The following is a 16,863-nucleotide window of genomic DNA, read 5'->3' on the forward strand; positions in this document are numbered from 1 at the left end:
TCATGGCCCGACGCTAGAGCCGCGCGGCGCGCGGAGACACAGTTCTGCTCGGCGTGATCGGAAAGGTCACGACGGTCGTGCGTCGACTCCCGTTCCCGGAACGGCGTTGCGCAGTTCCCTGGTGTACTCGTGCTGCGGTCGATCGAACACGTCCTCCGCCGACCCGGACTCGACCACTCGCCCGTTGCGCATCACCAGCACCGTGTCGCTGATCTGCCGCACGACCGCGAGATCGTGGGAGATGAACAGATAGCTCAGATCCAGCTCGTCCTGCAGCCGAGTGAGGAGTTCGAGAATCTGCGCCTGCACCGAGACGTCCAGTGCGGACACCGGTTCGTCGAGCACGAGCAGCTCCGGGTGGAGAGCCAGCGCGCGGGCGATGGCGACCCGCTGGCGCTGCCCACCGGACAGCTCGGCGGGGCGCCTGTCGAGGTACTCCGGCGCCAGGGCGACCTGCTCGAGCAGTTCGGCCACCCGGGCGGGACGCGTGGAGCGTGATCCGAGCCCGAACGCGACGAGCGGTTCCGCCACGATGTCCCGCACGCGCAGTGCGGGATTCAGCGATGCGTACGGGTTCTGATACACGATCTGGAAGCGTCGCCTGAGGGTGCGCAACTCCCTGCCGCGTGCGGACGTGATGTCGTCGCCGTCGAAGACGACCGACCCCGCCGACGGGTTCTCGAGCCGTAGGGCGATGCGAGCGGTGGTGGACTTTCCCGAGCCGCTCTCCCCGACGATCGACACCGTCCGTCCGCGCTCGACGTCGAGCGACACCCCGTCCACCGCCGTCAGGTTCTGCCCACGACCGATGCGGAACGTCTTGGACACCTGTCTCAGCGACAACAGGACCGGCTGCGCCTCGCGCGTCGCACGCGGCACCCGTACCGACGTCAGAGACGGCGCGGACGCGATCAGTCCTCTCGTGTAGTCGGCGGTCGGGTTCTCCAACACCTCTCGCGCGGGCCCGATCTCGACGATCTCACCGTCACGCATGACGGCGATCCGATCGGCGCGGTCGGCCGCGACCCCGAGGTCGTGCGTGATCAGCAGTACCGAGGTGCCGTGCTCGGCGATCCGATCCGCGAGGTGGTCGAGAATGCGGCGCTGCACGGTCACGTCCAGAGCGCTGGTCGGCTCGTCGGCGATCACCAGCTCCGGCTCGCACGCCAGCGCGACACCGATGAGCACGCGCTGACGCTGCCCGCCGGACAGATCTTGCGGATACTGCCGAGCACGGAGCTCCGGATTGTCGATCCCCGCCTCGTCGAGTATCTGCACGGCCGCCGCCGCGGCGCTGCGCCGGTCGGCCCGGCCGTGGATGCGGAGCACCTCTGCGACCTGCTCCCCCACTCGCTTCACAGGATTGAGCGACGTGGTCGGGTCCTGCGGCACCAGACCGATGTGCGCACCGCGAAGCTTCTCCCACCGACGGTGTCCCGCGTCGTCGACACGGTCACCGTCGAACGTGACGGTGCCCCCGGTGACGGTGCCCGATCCGGCGAGGAGACCGATGATCGCCTGGGCCGTGGTCGTCTTGCCGCTGCCGGACTCGCCGACCAGGGCGAGCACCTCACCCCGCGCGATCTCGAAGTCGACACCCCGCACTGCCTCTGTCGCCCCGTACGACACGCGCAGACCGTCGACCCTGAGCAGGCTCGTCCGGGTCGTTCCGCCGGCTCCACTCCTGCTGCTCATGCTCGATCACCCCGATCCAGCGCGTGGCCCACTCTGTGCGCCGACAGCACGACCGCCACGATGACGAGACCGGGCAGCGTGGTGAGCCACCAGGAGGTGGCGAGGAAGTTGCGCCCCTCCGACACGAGCGAACCCCATTCCGGTGTGGGCGGTACCGCTCCGAAACCGAGGAAACTGAGCGACGACACAGCGAGCACGGCCATGCCGAACTGCACTGCCGCCAGGGCGATCACGGGTGGGTACGCGTTCCGGAGAATGTGGGTCCACAGCACGGTGTGCCATCGCGAACCCGACGCGAAGGCGGCCTCCACGTACAGCGACCGCCTTACGCGCAGCACCTCGGACCGCATCACGCGCGCGAAGCTCGCGACGAGGGTGACACCGACCGCGATCGCGACGTTCACGGTTCCGAAACCGAGAGCGGTGACCAGGGCCAGGGCCAGCAGCAGAGTCGGGATGGACAACAGCACGTCGACGAGACGCATGAGCACCGCGTCGACGATTCCGCCGACAGCGCCTCCGATCAGGCCGAGAATCGATCCCGCCACGAGCGCGATGGCCACGGCCATCAGCGTCGCGCTGAGCGACAACCCGGCACCGTGCACGACCCGGGTCCAGACGTCGCGGCCGATGTTGTCGGTGCCGAACCAGTGAGCAGCGCTGGGTCCCTGCAACTTCTCCGCCGGGACGCCGCGCAAGGGATCCCCACTGGCGAAAAGAGACGGGACGACGGCGAACCCGATGGCGACGATCAGGACGGCCACCGACACCGCCACGCCGATCCTGCCGCCGACGGCCCGCGGGGTCACTCGCCGTCGACGGGACGTCGGCTCGGGCGAGACGCTCGCGTGGACCGTCTCTCGTACCAGGACGTCAGACATGGGCCGGCTCCTTCGTGGGTCGGGTGGTGCGCTGGACGATCCGGGGATCGATCAGGGGGTACACGATGTCCACGGCCAGCGTGACGACCACGAACACCAGCGAAGTGAGGACCACGATTCCCTGCACCACCGGGATGTCCTGCGCGAGAACCGATGTCTGCGTCAGTCGGCCCACGCCGGCCCGGGAGAACACGGTCTCGACGACCACCGAACCGGCCAACAGTTCGCCGACGAGGACGCCGGCGATGGTGAACGCCGGCACGCTGGCCAGGCGCAGCACGTGGCGAGTCTGGATCCGCCACCGGGACGCACCCTTCGCCTCGGCCGCGGTGGTGAACGGTTGCCGCCACGTCGTGGTCAGGCTGGTCGCGAGCACCTGCGCGATGACGGCCCCGGTCGGTACCGCCAGCGTGATCGCCGGCAGCACCAGCGATCCGAACCCGCGGTCGCCGAACGCCGGGAAGATCGGCAGCCCGAACGAGAACACCTGCAGGAGCAGGAGTCCCACCCAGAACGTCGGCACCGCGACGCCCAGCGGAGGGAGGGAGAGCAGCGCGGTACGCAACCATCGTGCGCGGGTGTAGGTAGCGAGAAAGGCGAGCCCCCCACCGACACCGACGGCGAGCATCAGCGCGAGACCGGCCAGGGCGAGGGTGCTCGGAACGGCGCCCAGGATCGCGGTGGTCACCGGCTGACCCGTGGAGATGGACGTGCCGAAGTCACCGCGGATCGCGCTGGTGAGCGATGTCCAGTACTGCTCGAGGACAGGCTTGTCCAGTCCGTACCGGGCCTGCAGCTCGGCGACCGCGGCCGCGTCCACCGGGGTGCCACTGCCGCCGCCGGAATCGACCGCGATGCTCACCGGATCGGAGGGCAGCAGGAACAGCACCACGAAGGAGATGGTGAACGCGGCCCACAGGACACCGATCGCCTGCAGGACGCGCAGGCCGAGGTAGCGAAGCATGTCAGCTCCTGCTCAACCAGGTGTCGAAGAACTGCAGCCGAGCAGACGCGTCGAACCTCTGGTCCTGCACCGCCGAGCTCGCGCCGACCGCCTGCGACAGTTCGACGGTCGGGATCCACAGTCCGTTGTCGAGCACCTGCTGCTGTGCGTTCGCCAGGTACTCGCCGCGCTGCGTCGTGTCCGTCGTGCGCAGCTGATCGGTCAACGAGGCATCCAGATCGGCGATCGGGCCACGCTGGTTGAGATTTCGGCCGTCCGCCGCGAACGACGTCCGCAGGATGTCGCCGTCGGCACGCGTGCTGTTGTAGTACGTCGCGTCGAAGTCACCGGCGTTCTGTCGTGCGATCGACTCGGGCACGGACGTCAGCTCGAGCCGGGCATCGACACCGACGTCCCGCAACTGCTGCTGCAGCAACTCGAGAATTGCCTGGTTGCCCGCGAACACGGCGCTGAACAGGATCGAGAAGCTGAGCCGCTGACCGTCCTTCTCGCGGATCCCGTCCGCGGCCGGTACCCAACCCGCACGGTCGAGCACGGTCCGCGCCGCGTCGGCGTCGAAGGTCACGTCGGGCAACGACACGTAGCCGGGCGTCCTGCTCGCGAGAGTGCTGGTCGCCGGCAGGAAGTTCGGGCCGAGGACGGTGTCGACCAACTGCTGACGGTCGATCGCGGGGACGAGTGCGCGGCGCACGTCCGGGTCGGCCAGTACGCCTCGCGAGACATTGGGCGCGATACCGAAGGGTGTTCCGGGATTCGACGTCGTCAGCACTCGACCGCCGGTCGCCTCGATGGTCGGTGCGTCCTGCGGGAGCGCGTCGCTGACGGCGTCGAGCTGACCCGACGACAGGCTTCCGGTCCGGACGCCCGATTCCGGCACCACCGTGAACTCGATGCCGTCCAGGTAGGCCTCACCGGTGTGACCGAACGCCGGCGAACCCCAGGAGTAGCCGGCTCGCCTGGCCACACTCACCGATCGATCCTGCTGGTAGTCGGTGTACGTGAACGGGCCACTGCCGATGTTTCCGCCCTGGCAGCGCTCCTCGGCGGACAGCGACGTGGTGGCATCGGCCTGCAGTCCCAGCTGTGAGGTCGCCGATGCCTGCAGGAACTGCGCATTGGGCGACGAGAAGGTCACCTGCGCGGTCCGCGGGTCGACCACGGTCGTCCCGACGTATCCCGCGAGATAGCTGGCGGCGAGCGGCGCCTTCGCCGCCCCGAGCGTGCCCACGATGGCGTCGAAGTTGTTCTTGACCGACTGCGCGGTGACCGGTGTGCCGTCGCTGAACGACACCCCGTCCTTCAGTGTGAACGTGAACGACGTCGCATCCGCGTCGGTCTCCCACTTCTCGGCGAGCCACGGCACGATCTCGCCAGTGTCGGGATCCTGATCGGTGAGTGAGTCGACCACGGCGCGCGTGACGTAGATCGTCTGGTTGGTCCCTGCCTGCGCGGGATCCGAGCACGTCGGCGCTGTGGAGAGTCCGTAGTTCAGGGTGCCTCCCGGCTGAGCGGGGCCGGCGTCGGCGCCCGCCGAACCAGCAGCGCCGCCGCAGGCGGTGAGGGCCGTGGTCAGGGCGACGAGGCCGATCGCGGCACTGACGGCGGGTGTCCGTTGATGGCGGTCGATCACTGGGTCAACTCCAAGAGGTGTGTGTGCAGGAACGAAGAACGGGGGTCAGTTGGTGGGTCGAGTCGTCTTCCGGAACGCACGGGGCACGCCCTCGGCCGGCGGGGCCACCGGGTCGAACAGCGGTGTGTACCCCGCCGCCAGATACAGGCCGACAGCCTCCGGTTGGCGCCACCCGGTGGTGAGGTGGATGCTCTCGTAATTTCGGACAGCGATCTCCGATTCGAGTTCGGTGAGAACGCGCCGAGCGAGTCCTCGTCGGCGGTGCGATGCGGACGTCCAGATGCGCTTCAGTTCGGCGGCCTGCTCGTCGTGACGCCGAAACGCCCCGCCGGCAACAGGTTCACCGTTCTCGAGGAGCACGATCAGCCCGCCGTGCGGCGGCGCGAAGTCCTCTGCCGGATGGGTGGACAGAGCCGAGTACATCTGGTCGGCGGTCCCGCCGTAGCGGGTGCTGTACTCGATCGCCAGCTCCGCGAGCAGGGGTCGTGCCAGCGGATCGCCCTGGTCGACTCGCGCGACCTCGAGCTGCGGGCGATCGCTGCCGGCCACGGGGGCTCCTTGTCGGACCGAGGTCACTTCTTCGGGAGCCCGGGTGGATTGATCTCCGAGGCCGACACGGCCTCGCCGCCGAGCCCCCACTTGTCCAGCACCTGCTGGTAGGTCCCGTTCTCGATGGTGTGATCGATGGCGTCCGCGAACGCCTCGGCGAGCCCGCTGTCCTTCTTCACCAGGACGGCGATCTCACCCTGGAGCGCCTCGCCCGCACCGGAGAAGGTGCCGATGATCTTCGACTCCCCTGTGCTCGACGAGTGGTACTGCGCGGACGGATTGGGTCCGAGGTACCCGTCGATGCGCTTCGAGGACAGGGCGAGGTAGTAGTCGGCGGCGTTCTGGTAGTAGACGATCTCGGCGGGCGCGATGCCCTCCGCCCCGTTCTGCGTGTTCCAGTCGACGAGCAGTTGTTCCTGGTTGGTACCGGACGAGACACCGATCTTCTTGCCGGCGATGTCCTTGCGGTCGGTGAACGTCCAGTCGGAGTCTGTCGGAACCTCGAGGGCGACGTTGTCGAGGCGGTAGGTGGCGAAGTCGTACTTCTCCTTGCGCTCCTCCGTGACCGTCACGTTCGAGATGAAGGCGTCGTTCTCGCCCGAATCGATCTTCACGAAGTTCTGGGCCCAGTCCGCGGTGCGGCGGTCGACAGAGAGACCGAGGACGTCGGCGAAGAGGCTCGCGAGATCGATCTCGGATCCGACGACGGTGGTGTCGTCGGTGGCATAGAAGCCGAGAGGCGGAGTCGCACCCGCTGTTCCGGTGACGACGAGGGTTCCGCGATCACGGATTGCCTGCGGCACCTTCGCCGCGATGTCGTCCACCTTCTCGGTGTGGATGCGCCCGGACTGCTCGGGCGAGAGATCATAGGAGACACCGGCTTCGGACACCACGGTGTTCTCGGCTGCGGGTTCGCCGCACGCGGACGCGACGAGCGCGAGGACGGCGACGGAGGACAGGACCGACGCGAGGCGACGGGACGATCGAGACATGGGAGAGGTCACTTTCGGGAGAGGTGTGCGTGGGAATCAGAGAACCCGGGAGAGGAACTCTCGAGTGCGACTGTGGGTCGGGGTGTCGAACACCTCTGCAGGAGAACCCTGTTCGAGGACGACGCCGCCGTCCATGAACACCACGGTGTCGGCGACCTCGCGTGCGAAGCCGACCTCGTGCGTGACGATGACGAGCGTCGCGCCGTCTGCGGCGAGACCGCGGATGACATCGAGCACCTCGCCCACCAGCTCGGGATCGAGTGCCGACGTGGGTTCGTCGAACAGGATCACCTTCGGGCGCAGCGCCAGCGCCCGGGCGATCGCGACGCGTTGCTGTTGTCCGCCGGACAACCGCCGCGGGTAGTCGTGCGCCTTGTCACCGACACCGACCCGCGACAGGAGTGCGAGAGCCTCGGGTTCCACCTCCGACCGCGGACGTCGCTGTGCGGACACGGGTGCCTCGACCACGTTCTCGAGCACCGTGAGATGCGGGAACAGGGTGAAGTTCTGGAAGACGAAGCCGATCTGCGAGCGCTGGCGCCGAATCTCCTTCGGCGTCAGTTCGTGCAGTTTCCGCCCTCTGCGGCGGTATCCCACGAGGGCACCGTCCACTCGGACGGATCCGGCGTCGACCTTCTCGAGGTGGTTCACCGTGCGCAGCAGAGTGGACTTGCCCGACCCGGAGGGTCCGAGAACGGCCGCGACCTCCCCCGGCCGCACGGTCAGGTCCACGCCTTTCAGGACCTCGAGAGCACCGTAGGACTTGTGCACTCCCCGTACCTCGACCGCATACCGCGCAGTCTCGATCTCGGCGGTCATCGAGTTGCCCCCCTCGGTGACAGCGGCAGCGCAGCGATGCGCGAACGCAACTTCTGGATCGGCGTGAGCGGCACCGTGCGCAGTGCGCCCTTGGAGTAGTGCCGCTCGACGTAGAACTGCACCACGGACAGGACGGACGTCAGAATCACGTACCAGACCGTCGCGACCATGAGCATCGGGACGACGCGGCCGGTCCGTCCGTAGATCACCTGGACCTGATAGAACAGCTCGGCGATGGCCATGACCGAGACGATCGAGGTGCCCTTGAAGAGACTGATCACCTCGTTGGCCGCGTTGGGGAGGATTCCCCTCATGGCCTGCGGCAGCACGATCGCGAAGAATTCGCGTCGCTTCGGGATCCCCAGCGCCGCAGCGGCTTCGAGCTGCCCCTGATCGACCGAGATGATGCCGGCGCGCACGATCTCCGCCGAGTACGCCGCCTGATGCAGGGCCAGACCGATGATCGCCGCCGTGGACCCGCTGATGACACTGTTGACGTCGAACTCGACGAAGCTCGGTCCGAACGGAATGCCCAGGGACAACCGCTGATACAGGTAGGCGATGTTGAACCAGAACAGCAGTTGCACGATCAGCGGGATCGACCGGAACGCCCAGATGTAGAACCAGGAGATGATCTGCAGGACCGGGTTCTGCGACAACCGCGCCGCCGCGAGAGCGATGCCGAGTGCGAACCCGATGAGGGTGCCCCAGAAGGTCAGCTGGATCGTGAGCCACAGAGCAGTGACGACGGACCGCGCCGTGAAGTACTGAGCGAAGGTGCCCCAGTCCCAGCCGGCGTTGGTCACCAGCCCGTGGACGAACTGTGCGAGAAGGACCAGGGTCGCGACGGCGATGATCCACCGCCACGGGTGCACCGTGCGTGCGACGACGAGGTCGTGATCCGAGACGTCACCGGCGTCGGTGGCGACCGGTCGATCGTGGAGTTGAGTCACCGGCTGCACCGGTGCGTGAGGGCAGCGAACATCGCTGTGCCTTTCGAGAGGACGAAGTGAGGGACCCGGTCAGCGCCGCGTACAGGCGCAGCAGCAAACTCGACACCACTCGAGGTGCAGGCGCAGGACGTGCGGGCGTCGGGTCGTCACAGTGTTCATCGGCGGATCTCCTCCATCGGTCCTGGCGGTAGCACCCACACACTCGAACTCGAGGCGGGTTGCTGCGACGTCGACGAGCCAGGTCTCTCGGTCGCTCTGGATGGTGAGGAAAATGTAGCGCCGACGTCTCGAGACGTCAAATCGCACAACACTTTTCGGCTCCGTCGAGTTCGAATCACGATGACCGGAAAGGGTGACAACCGCACCGACCACGTGTTCGCGGTGGTCACGCGCCCGAGGTCTCACGGCCAGACGTGCGCCGGATCGCCGCGACGGAACCGTCCCGGTCGGTACATTCACGGGGTACACGGTGGAGGTCAGCCGACGACGGATCACCGGTGACGGGGACCGGGGTGCTCGCGTGACGCCACACATCGACAGAGCGCACCGCGGCGCGCGGACGTCGCCCACCGAGTCGCCTCTCGAGACACCCGCACGGCAGGTGCTCGACATCCGGTCGATCGCGATGGGAACGGCGATCACCGGTTCCGCCCTGTCACTGGGAGCGGGCTGGGTGGTGCCCGGTCTGTTCTTCCCCGGCATCGCCCCGATGCTCGCCACCGCTCTCGCCGTCGCTGCGGCCGTGGTGGGAGCCGGCATCATCTGGCGCTCGGGGCGGCTGACCGAACGCCAGTTCGTCGCCATGGGCATGGTGATGCTGTGCGGTACGACGTTCTCCGCGGTGGCGGTGACCGATCGGGCGGGTTCCCTCGCGATCGCCGCGCTGCTCACCATCGTCCCGGTGCTCTCCGCGGCCGCGTCGCCGCCCGCGATCGCGTGGTCGTTCACCGTGGCTGCCGGTGGAGCCGCCGTCGTGGTGTCGTTCGCCTCGGCAGGATCTGCGGCCATCGCGTTCATCAGTGCCGGCGCGTCCCTGACCATCGTCGTCGTCCCCGTCGTGTTGGTGTGGGGCCTGCGGCGGTCGATGGTGCGGGTGAGTCACCGATTCGACGTGCTCGCACGCACGGACGTCCTGACCGGCCTGTTGAACCGCCGGGGCGTACTCCCCCGTCTGACGGAACTGCTGGGTGCCGCGGCGTCGCGGCACGAATCGGTCACCACCCTCGTCATCGACATCGACAACTTCAAGGCCGTCAACGACACCCACGGACACACCCACGGTGATCGGACGCTGCAGTCCGTCGCGCGAGCGGTGGTGCTGGCGACTCCGGCGGGCGCCGTCGTCGCTCGTCTCGGCGGTGAGGAGTTCCTGGTCGTCGCCCGCGGTGCGCGTACGGCCGATCTCGCGGACCGTGTCCTGCGATCGGTGCGCACACGGTGCTCGGTGACGGTGAGCATCGGCACCACGACGGCCGTGGCCACGGCTCCCGACAGCGCCGCGCTCGCCCTCGGCGACGTGGAGTCGACGCTCGACTCCTTCATCTCCTGCGCGGACGATGCGATGTACCGGGCGAAGCGTCTCGGTCGTGACCGCGTCGAGCACGGCGACACGACTCGGTTCCACCCGCCGTCACTGCTGCGAGCACGGTCGTCTGAGCACCTCCGGTCCCGTCGACGGCAGGCTGTGCAGAGACGCGCGCGCACCGAGGCCGCCGCGGCGGTCGCTGCCACCCTCGTCGCGCTCCAGACCCGCGGACACGGGCCGGAACACACGGCCGTCCGACTCGCGATGCTGTCTCGGCGCCTCGAGACGGAGATCGACGTGGCGACGACGTCCCGTTCGGATCGATACTCCGCGGCACTGCGCTCCGCGGCCGCGCTCGATCAGAGCATCGGCATGGCGATGGAACACCTCGCGGTGGACCGGGACACCGCGGCGGCACTCCTGCAGTCGGCCGCGCACGCCGAGGGAACCTCACTCGGCGCACTGTGTCGAGCGCTGGCGTCACTGGCGGACGAGAACCCGGCGGCGGCCGCGAGGTATCTCACCGCGACAGCCCGAGAATCACCGTGAGCGCAACCCTGTCCCGACAGGTCCGGGTTTCCTGACGTGGGATGGCCGAGTGGTGAGGCAACGGCCTGCACAGCCGTGCACACGGGTTCGATTCCCGTCATTCGCTCCACGGGGCGCTCAGCGATCGGCGATCACCGTCGCGATGTTGCGTTCGGCGAGCGCCGCGATGGTGAGCGACGGATTGACTCTGCCGGTGCTGCCCGGGATCAGCGCTCCGTCGACGACGTGCAACCGGTCGTGGCCGAGGACGCGGCCGTGCGCGTCCGTGGCTCGGCCCAGCACCACCCCTCCCAACGGGTGCGCCGTGAACGAGGTGTTCACGTCCGGAACCCGCAGGGGCGGATACCCCACACCGATTCCGGAGCGCTCCGCGATGCGGTCGTGCACCGGTCGCAGGGCGTCCGAGACGGCGATGTTGCCGGCCTCCGGCCAGTCGAGCCGTACCGACCGCGTCGACTCGTCCCACACGAACCGCCCTCTCGTCGGGTCCATGACCATGCCCAACGAGCCGATCAGCGTCAGATCGACGGGCGATCCGGGGACGAACCAGTTCTCGAGGGTGAGCGGGGCGCCCGAGTCGTCGGAGATCCTCGACGCCGAGGGCGACGCCTGCACGATGCCGTTGCCCTCCGGGCTCATGCCGCGGACGAGTGCCGCGTCACCGTTGGTGCCCCATCCCTCACCGACGTGTTCGTTCAGGTCGGGGAGCAGTCCGGTGTCGCGGGCATGCACGAGAAGCCGCGACGTTCCCATCGACCCGGCGCCCAGGAACAGGTCGTCGCAGGTCACCGTGCGGGTGGAGAGGACCTCGGCGGACGGGTCGAGCAGATCCACGGTCAACGCGTAGCGACCGTCCGCCTCCCTGGTCACGGCGGTGACCTCGTGACGCGCATGGATCGTGCACCGGCCAGTGGCGCGAGCAGCGGCCAGATAGTTGCGGTTGAGGTCGAACTCGGCGCCGTTGGAGTTGCCGAGATTCGACTCCCCGATGATCGCGGACGGACGGGACCGACCGGCCATCTCTCCGCGCACCACGTCCCAGTCCCAGATACCGTCGATACGCTGTGGTGTGTACCCGGCGCGGCGGACCTGGTGATCCCACACCCGTGAATGCGTGAACGGCAGCGACTGATAGACGTCCTCCGGCATCGGTGAGAGCCGCAGCTCGGAACGGACGAGCGGGTAGTGCAGAGCCTGCATCTCGTCGTACGAGACGAGCCCGGTGAAGAGCTGGTCGAAGAACCGTCGTTCGGGGGCGATCATCACGCCGGTGAACACCAACGAACCACCGCCGACCGCGGCTCCGGACCACACGTCGATGGTGCCGTGTTCGCTCACGTCGAAGATGCCGCCGAAGCGGTCGGTGGGAACCGTGGGCAGTCCGGTCAGCGGAGCAGTGCCACCGCGACGCCAGAACGCGCGCCCGTCCGGCAGGAAGTCGTTGGCGAAGATCTGTCGACGCGGATCCGTGGGCCACTGCGACCCGCGCTCCAGGACGGTGACGCGAACGCCGGCCTCGGCGAGGCGCCGCGCGGTGACCGCGGCACCGAAGCCCGATCCGACCACCACGGCCTCCGAATGCGCCGGCGCCGGATCGATCGGTGCGTAGAGCTCGGGCACCGCCGACCGGTACAGACCGTCGAGTATCGGAGCCGCGCGGGACACCGCTCCCGGTCCCGTCGACCCGATCAGGCCCGCGACGCCCATCGCGCCCAGGAACTGTCTCCTCGACCACTGCATGTCGACGCTTCTCTCCACCCGGTGCAGGTGATCGCGGGTGTCGCGGACGGGCAGCGGATGCGCTGAAGCTTCCTTACTCGCCGGTAAGTTGTCCACTTCGCCCGGCTCGATGAGAGGCGATCGGCCGTGACGTCGGCGAGTGCGCCGCACCACTCGAGCTGTTCCGGCGCCCGCGCGCTGCGCACGGCGTTCCGCGCACGGTGCAGCGCGCGCTCGGCACCGGGCGGTGCGCTCGGCGCCACGTAGCGGACCAGTGCGCCGCGCCACTCGGCCCCACTGGTTGCTCCGTTGCCCCCACGGGTAGCCCATGCAGGATCGAGACACGATCACCGATCGGAGGCATCACACACATGGCAGCACGAAGTCCGGGCACGGCGCTCGTCGTCGGAGCCACCGGCATCTCGGGGCAGACCATCTGTCGACGACTCGTCGACGCGGGGTGGCGCACCTACGGGTTGTCGCGCAAGACCGAGTTGCCGGTCGACGGCGTGACACCCGTGACGGCCGACCTTCTCGACGCCGATGCGCTGCGTGAGGCACTGCGCGGAACGGCGCCCGACCTCGTGTTCTTCACGGCGTGGATGATGCAGGACTCGGAGGCGGAGAACATCGAGGTGAACACCGCCACCCTCCGGAACACGTTCGACGCGCTGGCACCGGAGAACTCGGTGGAGCACGTCGCTCTCATGACGGGTCTGAAGCACTACCTCGGCCCGTTCGACGCCTACGGCGCCGCGGTGACGGCGGAGACCCCGTTCCACGAGAGCGAGGAGCGCCTCGACACACCGAACTTCTACTACGCCCAGGAGGACGAGTTGTTCTCGGGCGCAGAGCGACTGGGCTTCACCTGGAGCGTGCACCGGGCACACACCATCTTCGGGTTCGCCGTGGGCAACGCCATGAACATGGCACTCACCCTGTCGGTGTACGCCACTCTCTGCAAGGAGACCGGCGAGCCGTTCGTCTTCCCCGGTTCGGAGACCCAGTGGAACGGTCTGACCGATGTCACCGATGCCGATCTGCTCGCCGAGCAGATGATCTGGGCCGCCACGAACGAGAACGGCGCCGACGAGCCATTCAATGTCGCGAACGGCGACGTGTTCCGTTGGCGATGGCTGTGGCCGCGCATCGCCGACCATTTCGGTGTCGAACCCGTCGGCTTCGACACCGAACCGCGACCGTTGGCGACGCGAATGGACGATGCACCCGACGCGTGGCGGCGCATCGCCGAGAAGTACGACCTCGTCGAGTCGGACGTGACTCGACTCGCATCGTGGTGGCACACCGACGGCGACCTCGGCCGCGACATGGAGTGCCTGACCGACATGACGAAGAGCCGCAAGGCGGGGTTCCCCGGATTCCGGTCGACCAGTGAGAGTTTCGCGGAGAACCTCGCTCGGTACCGGGACGCGCGGATCATTCCTCGCTGACGTCGGACGCAACGGCCGGGCGGGTGGACCCGCCCGGCCGTCGGCGTCAGGACGCGATCGAGAGGCTCTTCAGAATGTTCAGGAAATCGGTCAGAGGCAGCAGATCTCCGAACGAGAAATTGAGGAAGCTGAGGCCGTTGAGAATGCTGAGCATGATGTCTCCCGAGTGAGTGATGTCGCGATTGTTTCGCGCACACAGATCATGAAGGACCCGTCGTCACGGACGACGATGAACGGTGTGGTGACCTGTCACTGACTTGGTCGTGCTCACAGACAACGCCCCAAAACGGTGTCAATTTCGAGAACATCATCAGCGAGCGAGAGCGGTCACCTCGTCCGCGATGATGCGCCCCAACTCGTCGGTCCCCGACGTTCCGCCCATGTCCGCGGTGAGCGCGGCGCCGCCCCGTGCCAACACGTTCTCGACCGCAGTCAGGACCGTGCGCGCGGCATCGGGTTCGCCGAGGTGATCGAGCATCATGCTGCCGCTCCAGATCTGTCCGATCGGATTGGCGACGTTCTTGCCCGCGATACCCGGTGCCGATCCGTGCACCGGCTCGAACAGACTGGGAAAGAGCCCCTCCGGGTTGATGTTTCCACTCGGGGCAATGCCGATGGTGCCCGCGATCGCCGGTCCGAGATCGGACAGGATGTCCCCGAACAGATTGCTCGCGACGACCACGTCGAACCAGTCCGGGTGCAGCACGAAGTTCGCCGTGAGGATGTCGATGTGATAGCTGTCGACGTCCACCGTGGGGTGATGCGACGCCATGGCGGCGACCCGCTCGTCCCAGTACGGCATCGAGATGGAGATGCCGTTGCTCTTTGTCGCGGACGTCAGGTGGCGTTTCGGCCTGGTCTCGGCGAGTTCGAAGGCGTACTTCAGGATTCGGTCGACGCCGATGCGCGACATGACCGTCTCCTGGATCACCGTCTCACGCTCGGTCCCCGCGAACATCCGGCCGCCGAGATCGGTGTACTCCCCCTCGGTGTTCTCCCGCACCACGTAGAAGTCGATGTCGCCGACCTCGCGTCCCGCGAGCGGGCTGGTGACGCCCGGCATGAGCCGGATGGGCCGCAGATTCACGTACTGGTCGAAGTGACGTCGGAACTGGAGCAGACTGCCCCACAACGAGATGTGGTCCGGCACCACCTCCGGCCAGCCCACCGCTCCGAAGAAGATCGCGTCGAACGGTCGGAGCTCCTCGAACCAGCCGTCGGGAAGCATCTTTCCGTGCTCGACGTAGTAGTCGGCGCTGGCGTAGTCGAAGTACTCGTACTCGAGGTCGAGGTCGAACGCCGCCGCCGCGGCGTCCAGTACTTCGATACCGGCGGGAACCACCTCCTTGCCGATGCCGTCACCCGGGATCACTGCGATGCGTCTGGTAGCCATCGTTCGAGCCTAGTCGGGGCGAAACCTTGACACTCGCTGACAGAACTGTCTAGGTTCTGAGCACCCGGCATCGAGATCGGGTGTTCGCCGGGGGGTGCCCACAGGTATCGGCGGACTCCACGAACGATCCGGGGGAAGCCGCATGTCACCGTTCACTCGCCGCACGTTCCTCTCCGGCGCCGCCGCGGCCGGCGGTGCGCTGATCGCCGGCAACCATGCCGCCCGCGCCTCTGCTCACGGCATCGCCGCACGCACACAACGAGTTCCGCTCTCCCGCGAGGATCACCGCGTGGTGATCGTCGGCTCCGGGTTCGGCGGCGGCGTCGCCGCACTGCGCCTCGCACAGGCAGGCGTTCCGGTGACCGTGCTCGAGCGCGGTCTGCGATGGCCGACCGGTCCGAACGCCGAGACCTTTCCGCACGCTCGCTCACCCGACGGTCGTTTCCTCTGGTACGGATCCGCGAAGAACGTGTTCGGACGTCCGATCGACGTCCCGGCGTACACCGGCCTCGTCGAGGCGGTTCCCGGCGAGAACATGACCGCGCTGTGTGCGGCCGGGGTCGGCGGCGGGTCCCTCGTCTATCAGGGGATGACGCTGCAGCCGGCCGAGGCGGTGTTCGCGTCGCAGTTCCCCGGCGCACTGGACTGGGGCCTGCTCGATCGCGTCCATTACCCGCGGGTCGCCCGGATGCTGCACCTCGCGGTCGCGCCCGACGAGTTGGTCGACAGCCCCAATTACGCTGCACCACGAGCATTCCGGGACAGTGCACGACGACTCGGACTCCCCGTGTCGAAGATCCCGATGCCCATCGACTGGAACTTCGCGCTCGACGAACTTCGTGGCGAAATGGCCCCGTCCTACACCAACGGCGACGGCGCCATCGGCGTCAACAACGGCGGCAAGTTCTCCGTGGACGTCACGTACATCGCCGAGGCGGAGGCGACCGGGCTGGCGACGGTACAGACCCTGCACCAGGTCACCGACGTCGAACGGGCGTCCGACGGCCGGTGGACGGTCTACGTCGACCGCATCGACACCTCGGGGGCGGTCGTGGAGAACAAGATCCTCACCACGCCGACCCTGATCATGGCTGCGGGCAGCATGAACACCACGCGACTGCTGATGCGGGCGGCAGCGTCCGGCCGGATCCCGGACATGCCGGACGCGCTCGGCGACGGCTGGGGCACCAACGCGGACAGGATCTACTCGTGGACGACGTTCGACCAGGACTTCGGACCCGCACAGGGCGGCCCGGTGGTCTTCGGCAGTCTCGACTGGGCGGACCCGTCCCGCGCGATGACGGTCATCCAGGCGTCGTTCCCCCCTCTCGGGGTGGATGCCCGAACCACCGTTCTGGTCGGCTACGGCGTCAGCGACGCCCGTGGGCGTTTCGTCTACGACGGTGCGCGGGACGATGCGATCCTGCGGTGGCCGCACGAGGGGGATGCGGCCATCCAGAGTCACATCGACCCGCGCGTGCGCGCGATCGCCGGACCGAACAGCCTCGTCGTGGACACCAACGCGGTGTTCCCGTCCACCTGGCACCCGCTCGGCGGGGCCAACATGGGAACGGTTTGTGATCTGGAGGGTCGAGTCCAGGGACAGCGCGGCCTCTACGTTCTCGACGGCGCCCTGATCCCGGGCAACTGCGCCGCCTGCAATCCGTCGATGACCATCGCCGCAGTCGCGGAGCACGCTCTCGACAGCATCGTGGCCTCCGACGTCGGCACCGTCATCTGAGT

13 protein-coding genes, 1 tRNA gene and 1 riboswitch are annotated in these 16,863 nt (G+C 67.8%); of the genes, 4 read left to right on the plus strand and 10 right to left on the minus strand.

What is annotated here, in order from left to right:
* Positions 1 to 66: 66 nt before the first annotated feature.
* From HQ312_RS07625 to HQ312_RS07660, 8 genes are read right to left on the minus strand one after another with little or no spacing between them, the layout of a single operon-like run.
* The gene (locus tag HQ312_RS07625; protein ID WP_222638254.1) at positions 67 to 1,695 is read right to left on the minus strand and encodes an ABC transporter ATP-binding protein; all 1,629 of its coding nucleotides are present in this window, start codon (positions 1,693 to 1,695) and stop codon (positions 67 to 69) included.
* A complete protein-coding gene (locus HQ312_RS07630; RefSeq protein WP_027504014.1) occupies positions 1,692 to 2,576 on the minus strand; it encodes an ABC transporter permease in 885 nt (294 codons plus the stop codon). Before HQ312_RS07630 ends, HQ312_RS07625 begins: the two co-directional genes overlap by 4 nt.
* A complete protein-coding gene (locus tag HQ312_RS07635; protein ID WP_222638255.1) occupies positions 2,569 to 3,540 on the minus strand; it encodes an ABC transporter permease in 972 nt (323 codons plus the stop codon). The genes HQ312_RS07630 and HQ312_RS07635 overlap by 8 nt, the downstream gene beginning before the upstream one ends.
* Before the next feature lies 1 nt (position 3,541).
* Complete coding sequence (locus HQ312_RS07640; protein ID WP_082544610.1) at positions 3,542 to 5,170, minus strand: ABC transporter substrate-binding protein; 1,629 nt, start codon at positions 5,168 to 5,170, stop codon at positions 3,542 to 3,544.
* 45 nt (positions 5,171 to 5,215) lie between these two features.
* Positions 5,216 to 5,719, minus strand: a complete 504-nt coding sequence (locus tag HQ312_RS07645; RefSeq protein WP_222638256.1) for a GNAT family N-acetyltransferase — start codon at positions 5,717 to 5,719, stop codon at positions 5,216 to 5,218.
* Between the two features lie 23 nt (positions 5,720 to 5,742).
* Positions 5,743 to 6,711 (minus strand): ABC transporter substrate-binding protein, encoded by a 969-nt coding sequence (locus tag HQ312_RS07650; RefSeq protein WP_027504017.1) that lies wholly within the window; start codon positions 6,709 to 6,711, stop codon positions 5,743 to 5,745.
* Positions 6,712 to 6,747: 36 nt separating this feature from the next.
* Positions 6,748 to 7,530, minus strand: a complete 783-nt coding sequence (locus HQ312_RS07655) for an amino acid ABC transporter ATP-binding protein (RefSeq protein ID WP_222638257.1) — start codon at positions 7,528 to 7,530, stop codon at positions 6,748 to 6,750.
* Positions 7,527 to 8,483 carry an amino acid ABC transporter permease gene (locus HQ312_RS07660; protein ID WP_231476123.1) on the minus strand — a complete coding sequence of 319 codons (957 nt, stop codon included), beginning with the start codon at positions 8,481 to 8,483 and terminating at the stop codon, positions 7,527 to 7,529. Before HQ312_RS07660 ends, HQ312_RS07655 begins: the two co-directional genes overlap by 4 nt.
* Before the next feature lie 169 nt (positions 8,484 to 8,652).
* A riboswitch (SAM riboswitch) is annotated at positions 8,653 to 8,749 on the minus strand.
* 254 nt (positions 8,750 to 9,003) lie between these two features.
* Here HQ312_RS07660 and HQ312_RS22175 point away from each other — a divergent pair.
* Both HQ312_RS22175 and HQ312_RS07670 read left to right on the plus strand, forming a co-directional pair.
* Complete coding sequence (locus HQ312_RS22175) at positions 9,004 to 10,557, plus strand: GGDEF domain-containing protein (protein WP_222638258.1); 1,554 nt, start codon at positions 9,004 to 9,006, stop codon at positions 10,555 to 10,557.
* A gap of 38 nt (positions 10,558 to 10,595) precedes the next feature.
* A tRNA-Cys gene (locus HQ312_RS07670) sits at positions 10,596 to 10,666 on the plus strand.
* Positions 10,667 to 10,674: 8 nt separating this feature from the next.
* Here the strand turns inward: HQ312_RS07670 and HQ312_RS07675 are convergent.
* The gene (locus tag HQ312_RS07675; protein ID WP_222638259.1) at positions 10,675 to 12,297 is read right to left on the minus strand and encodes a GMC oxidoreductase; all 1,623 of its coding nucleotides are present in this window, start codon (positions 12,295 to 12,297) and stop codon (positions 10,675 to 10,677) included.
* Positions 12,298 to 12,647: 350 nt separating this feature from the next.
* On the opposite strand from HQ312_RS07675, the gene HQ312_RS07680 reads away from it, so the two are divergent.
* On the plus strand, positions 12,648 to 13,727 hold the full coding sequence (locus HQ312_RS07680) for an SDR family oxidoreductase (protein WP_222638260.1): 1,080 nt from the start codon (positions 12,648 to 12,650) through the stop codon (positions 13,725 to 13,727).
* 310 nt (positions 13,728 to 14,037) lie between these two features.
* Here HQ312_RS07680 and HQ312_RS07685 read toward each other — a convergent pair whose 3' ends face one another.
* Entirely contained in the window at positions 14,038 to 15,120 is a 1,083-nt protein-coding gene (locus tag HQ312_RS07685; protein WP_056447200.1) for a tartrate dehydrogenase, read from the minus strand.
* A 142-nt stretch (positions 15,121 to 15,262) separates the two neighbouring features.
* Here HQ312_RS07685 and HQ312_RS07690 point away from each other — a divergent pair, with 142 nt between their 5' ends.
* A complete protein-coding gene (locus HQ312_RS07690; RefSeq protein WP_222638261.1) occupies positions 15,263 to 16,861 on the plus strand; it encodes a GMC oxidoreductase in 1,599 nt (532 codons plus the stop codon).
* The last annotated feature ends 2 nt before the right edge of the window (positions 16,862 to 16,863 follow it).

The sequence above is a fragment of the Rhodococcus sp. BP-316 genome (genome assembly GCF_019836105.1).
Classification (GTDB): domain Bacteria; phylum Actinomycetota; class Actinomycetes; order Mycobacteriales; family Mycobacteriaceae; genus Rhodococcoides.

Coding starts and splice junctions, on each gene's coding strand:
- HQ312_RS07625 (WP_222638254.1), bottom strand. CDS start 1,695: ATGAGCAGCAGGAGTGGAGCCGGCGGAACGACCCGGACGAGCCTGCTC.
- HQ312_RS07630 (WP_027504014.1), bottom strand. CDS start 2,576: ATGTCTGACGTCCTGGTACGAGAGACGGTCCACGCGAGCGTCTCGCCC.
- HQ312_RS07635 (WP_222638255.1), bottom strand. CDS start 3,540: ATGCTTCGCTACCTCGGCCTGCGCGTCCTGCAGGCGATCGGTGTCCTG.
- HQ312_RS07650 (WP_027504017.1), bottom strand. CDS start 6,711: ATGTCTCGATCGTCCCGTCGCCTCGCGTCGGTCCTGTCCTCCGTCGCC.
- HQ312_RS07655 (WP_222638257.1), bottom strand. CDS start 7,530: ATGACCGCCGAGATCGAGACTGCGCGGTATGCGGTCGAGGTACGGGGA.
- HQ312_RS07675 (WP_222638259.1), bottom strand. CDS start 12,297: ATGCAGTGGTCGAGGAGACAGTTCCTGGGCGCGATGGGCGTCGCGGGC.
- HQ312_RS07680 (WP_222638260.1), top strand. CDS start 12,648: ATGGCAGCACGAAGTCCGGGCACGGCGCTCGTCGTCGGAGCCACCGGC.
- HQ312_RS07685 (WP_056447200.1), bottom strand. CDS start 15,120: ATGGCTACCAGACGCATCGCAGTGATCCCGGGTGACGGCATCGGCAAG.
- HQ312_RS07690 (WP_222638261.1), top strand. CDS start 15,263: ATGTCACCGTTCACTCGCCGCACGTTCCTCTCCGGCGCCGCCGCGGCC.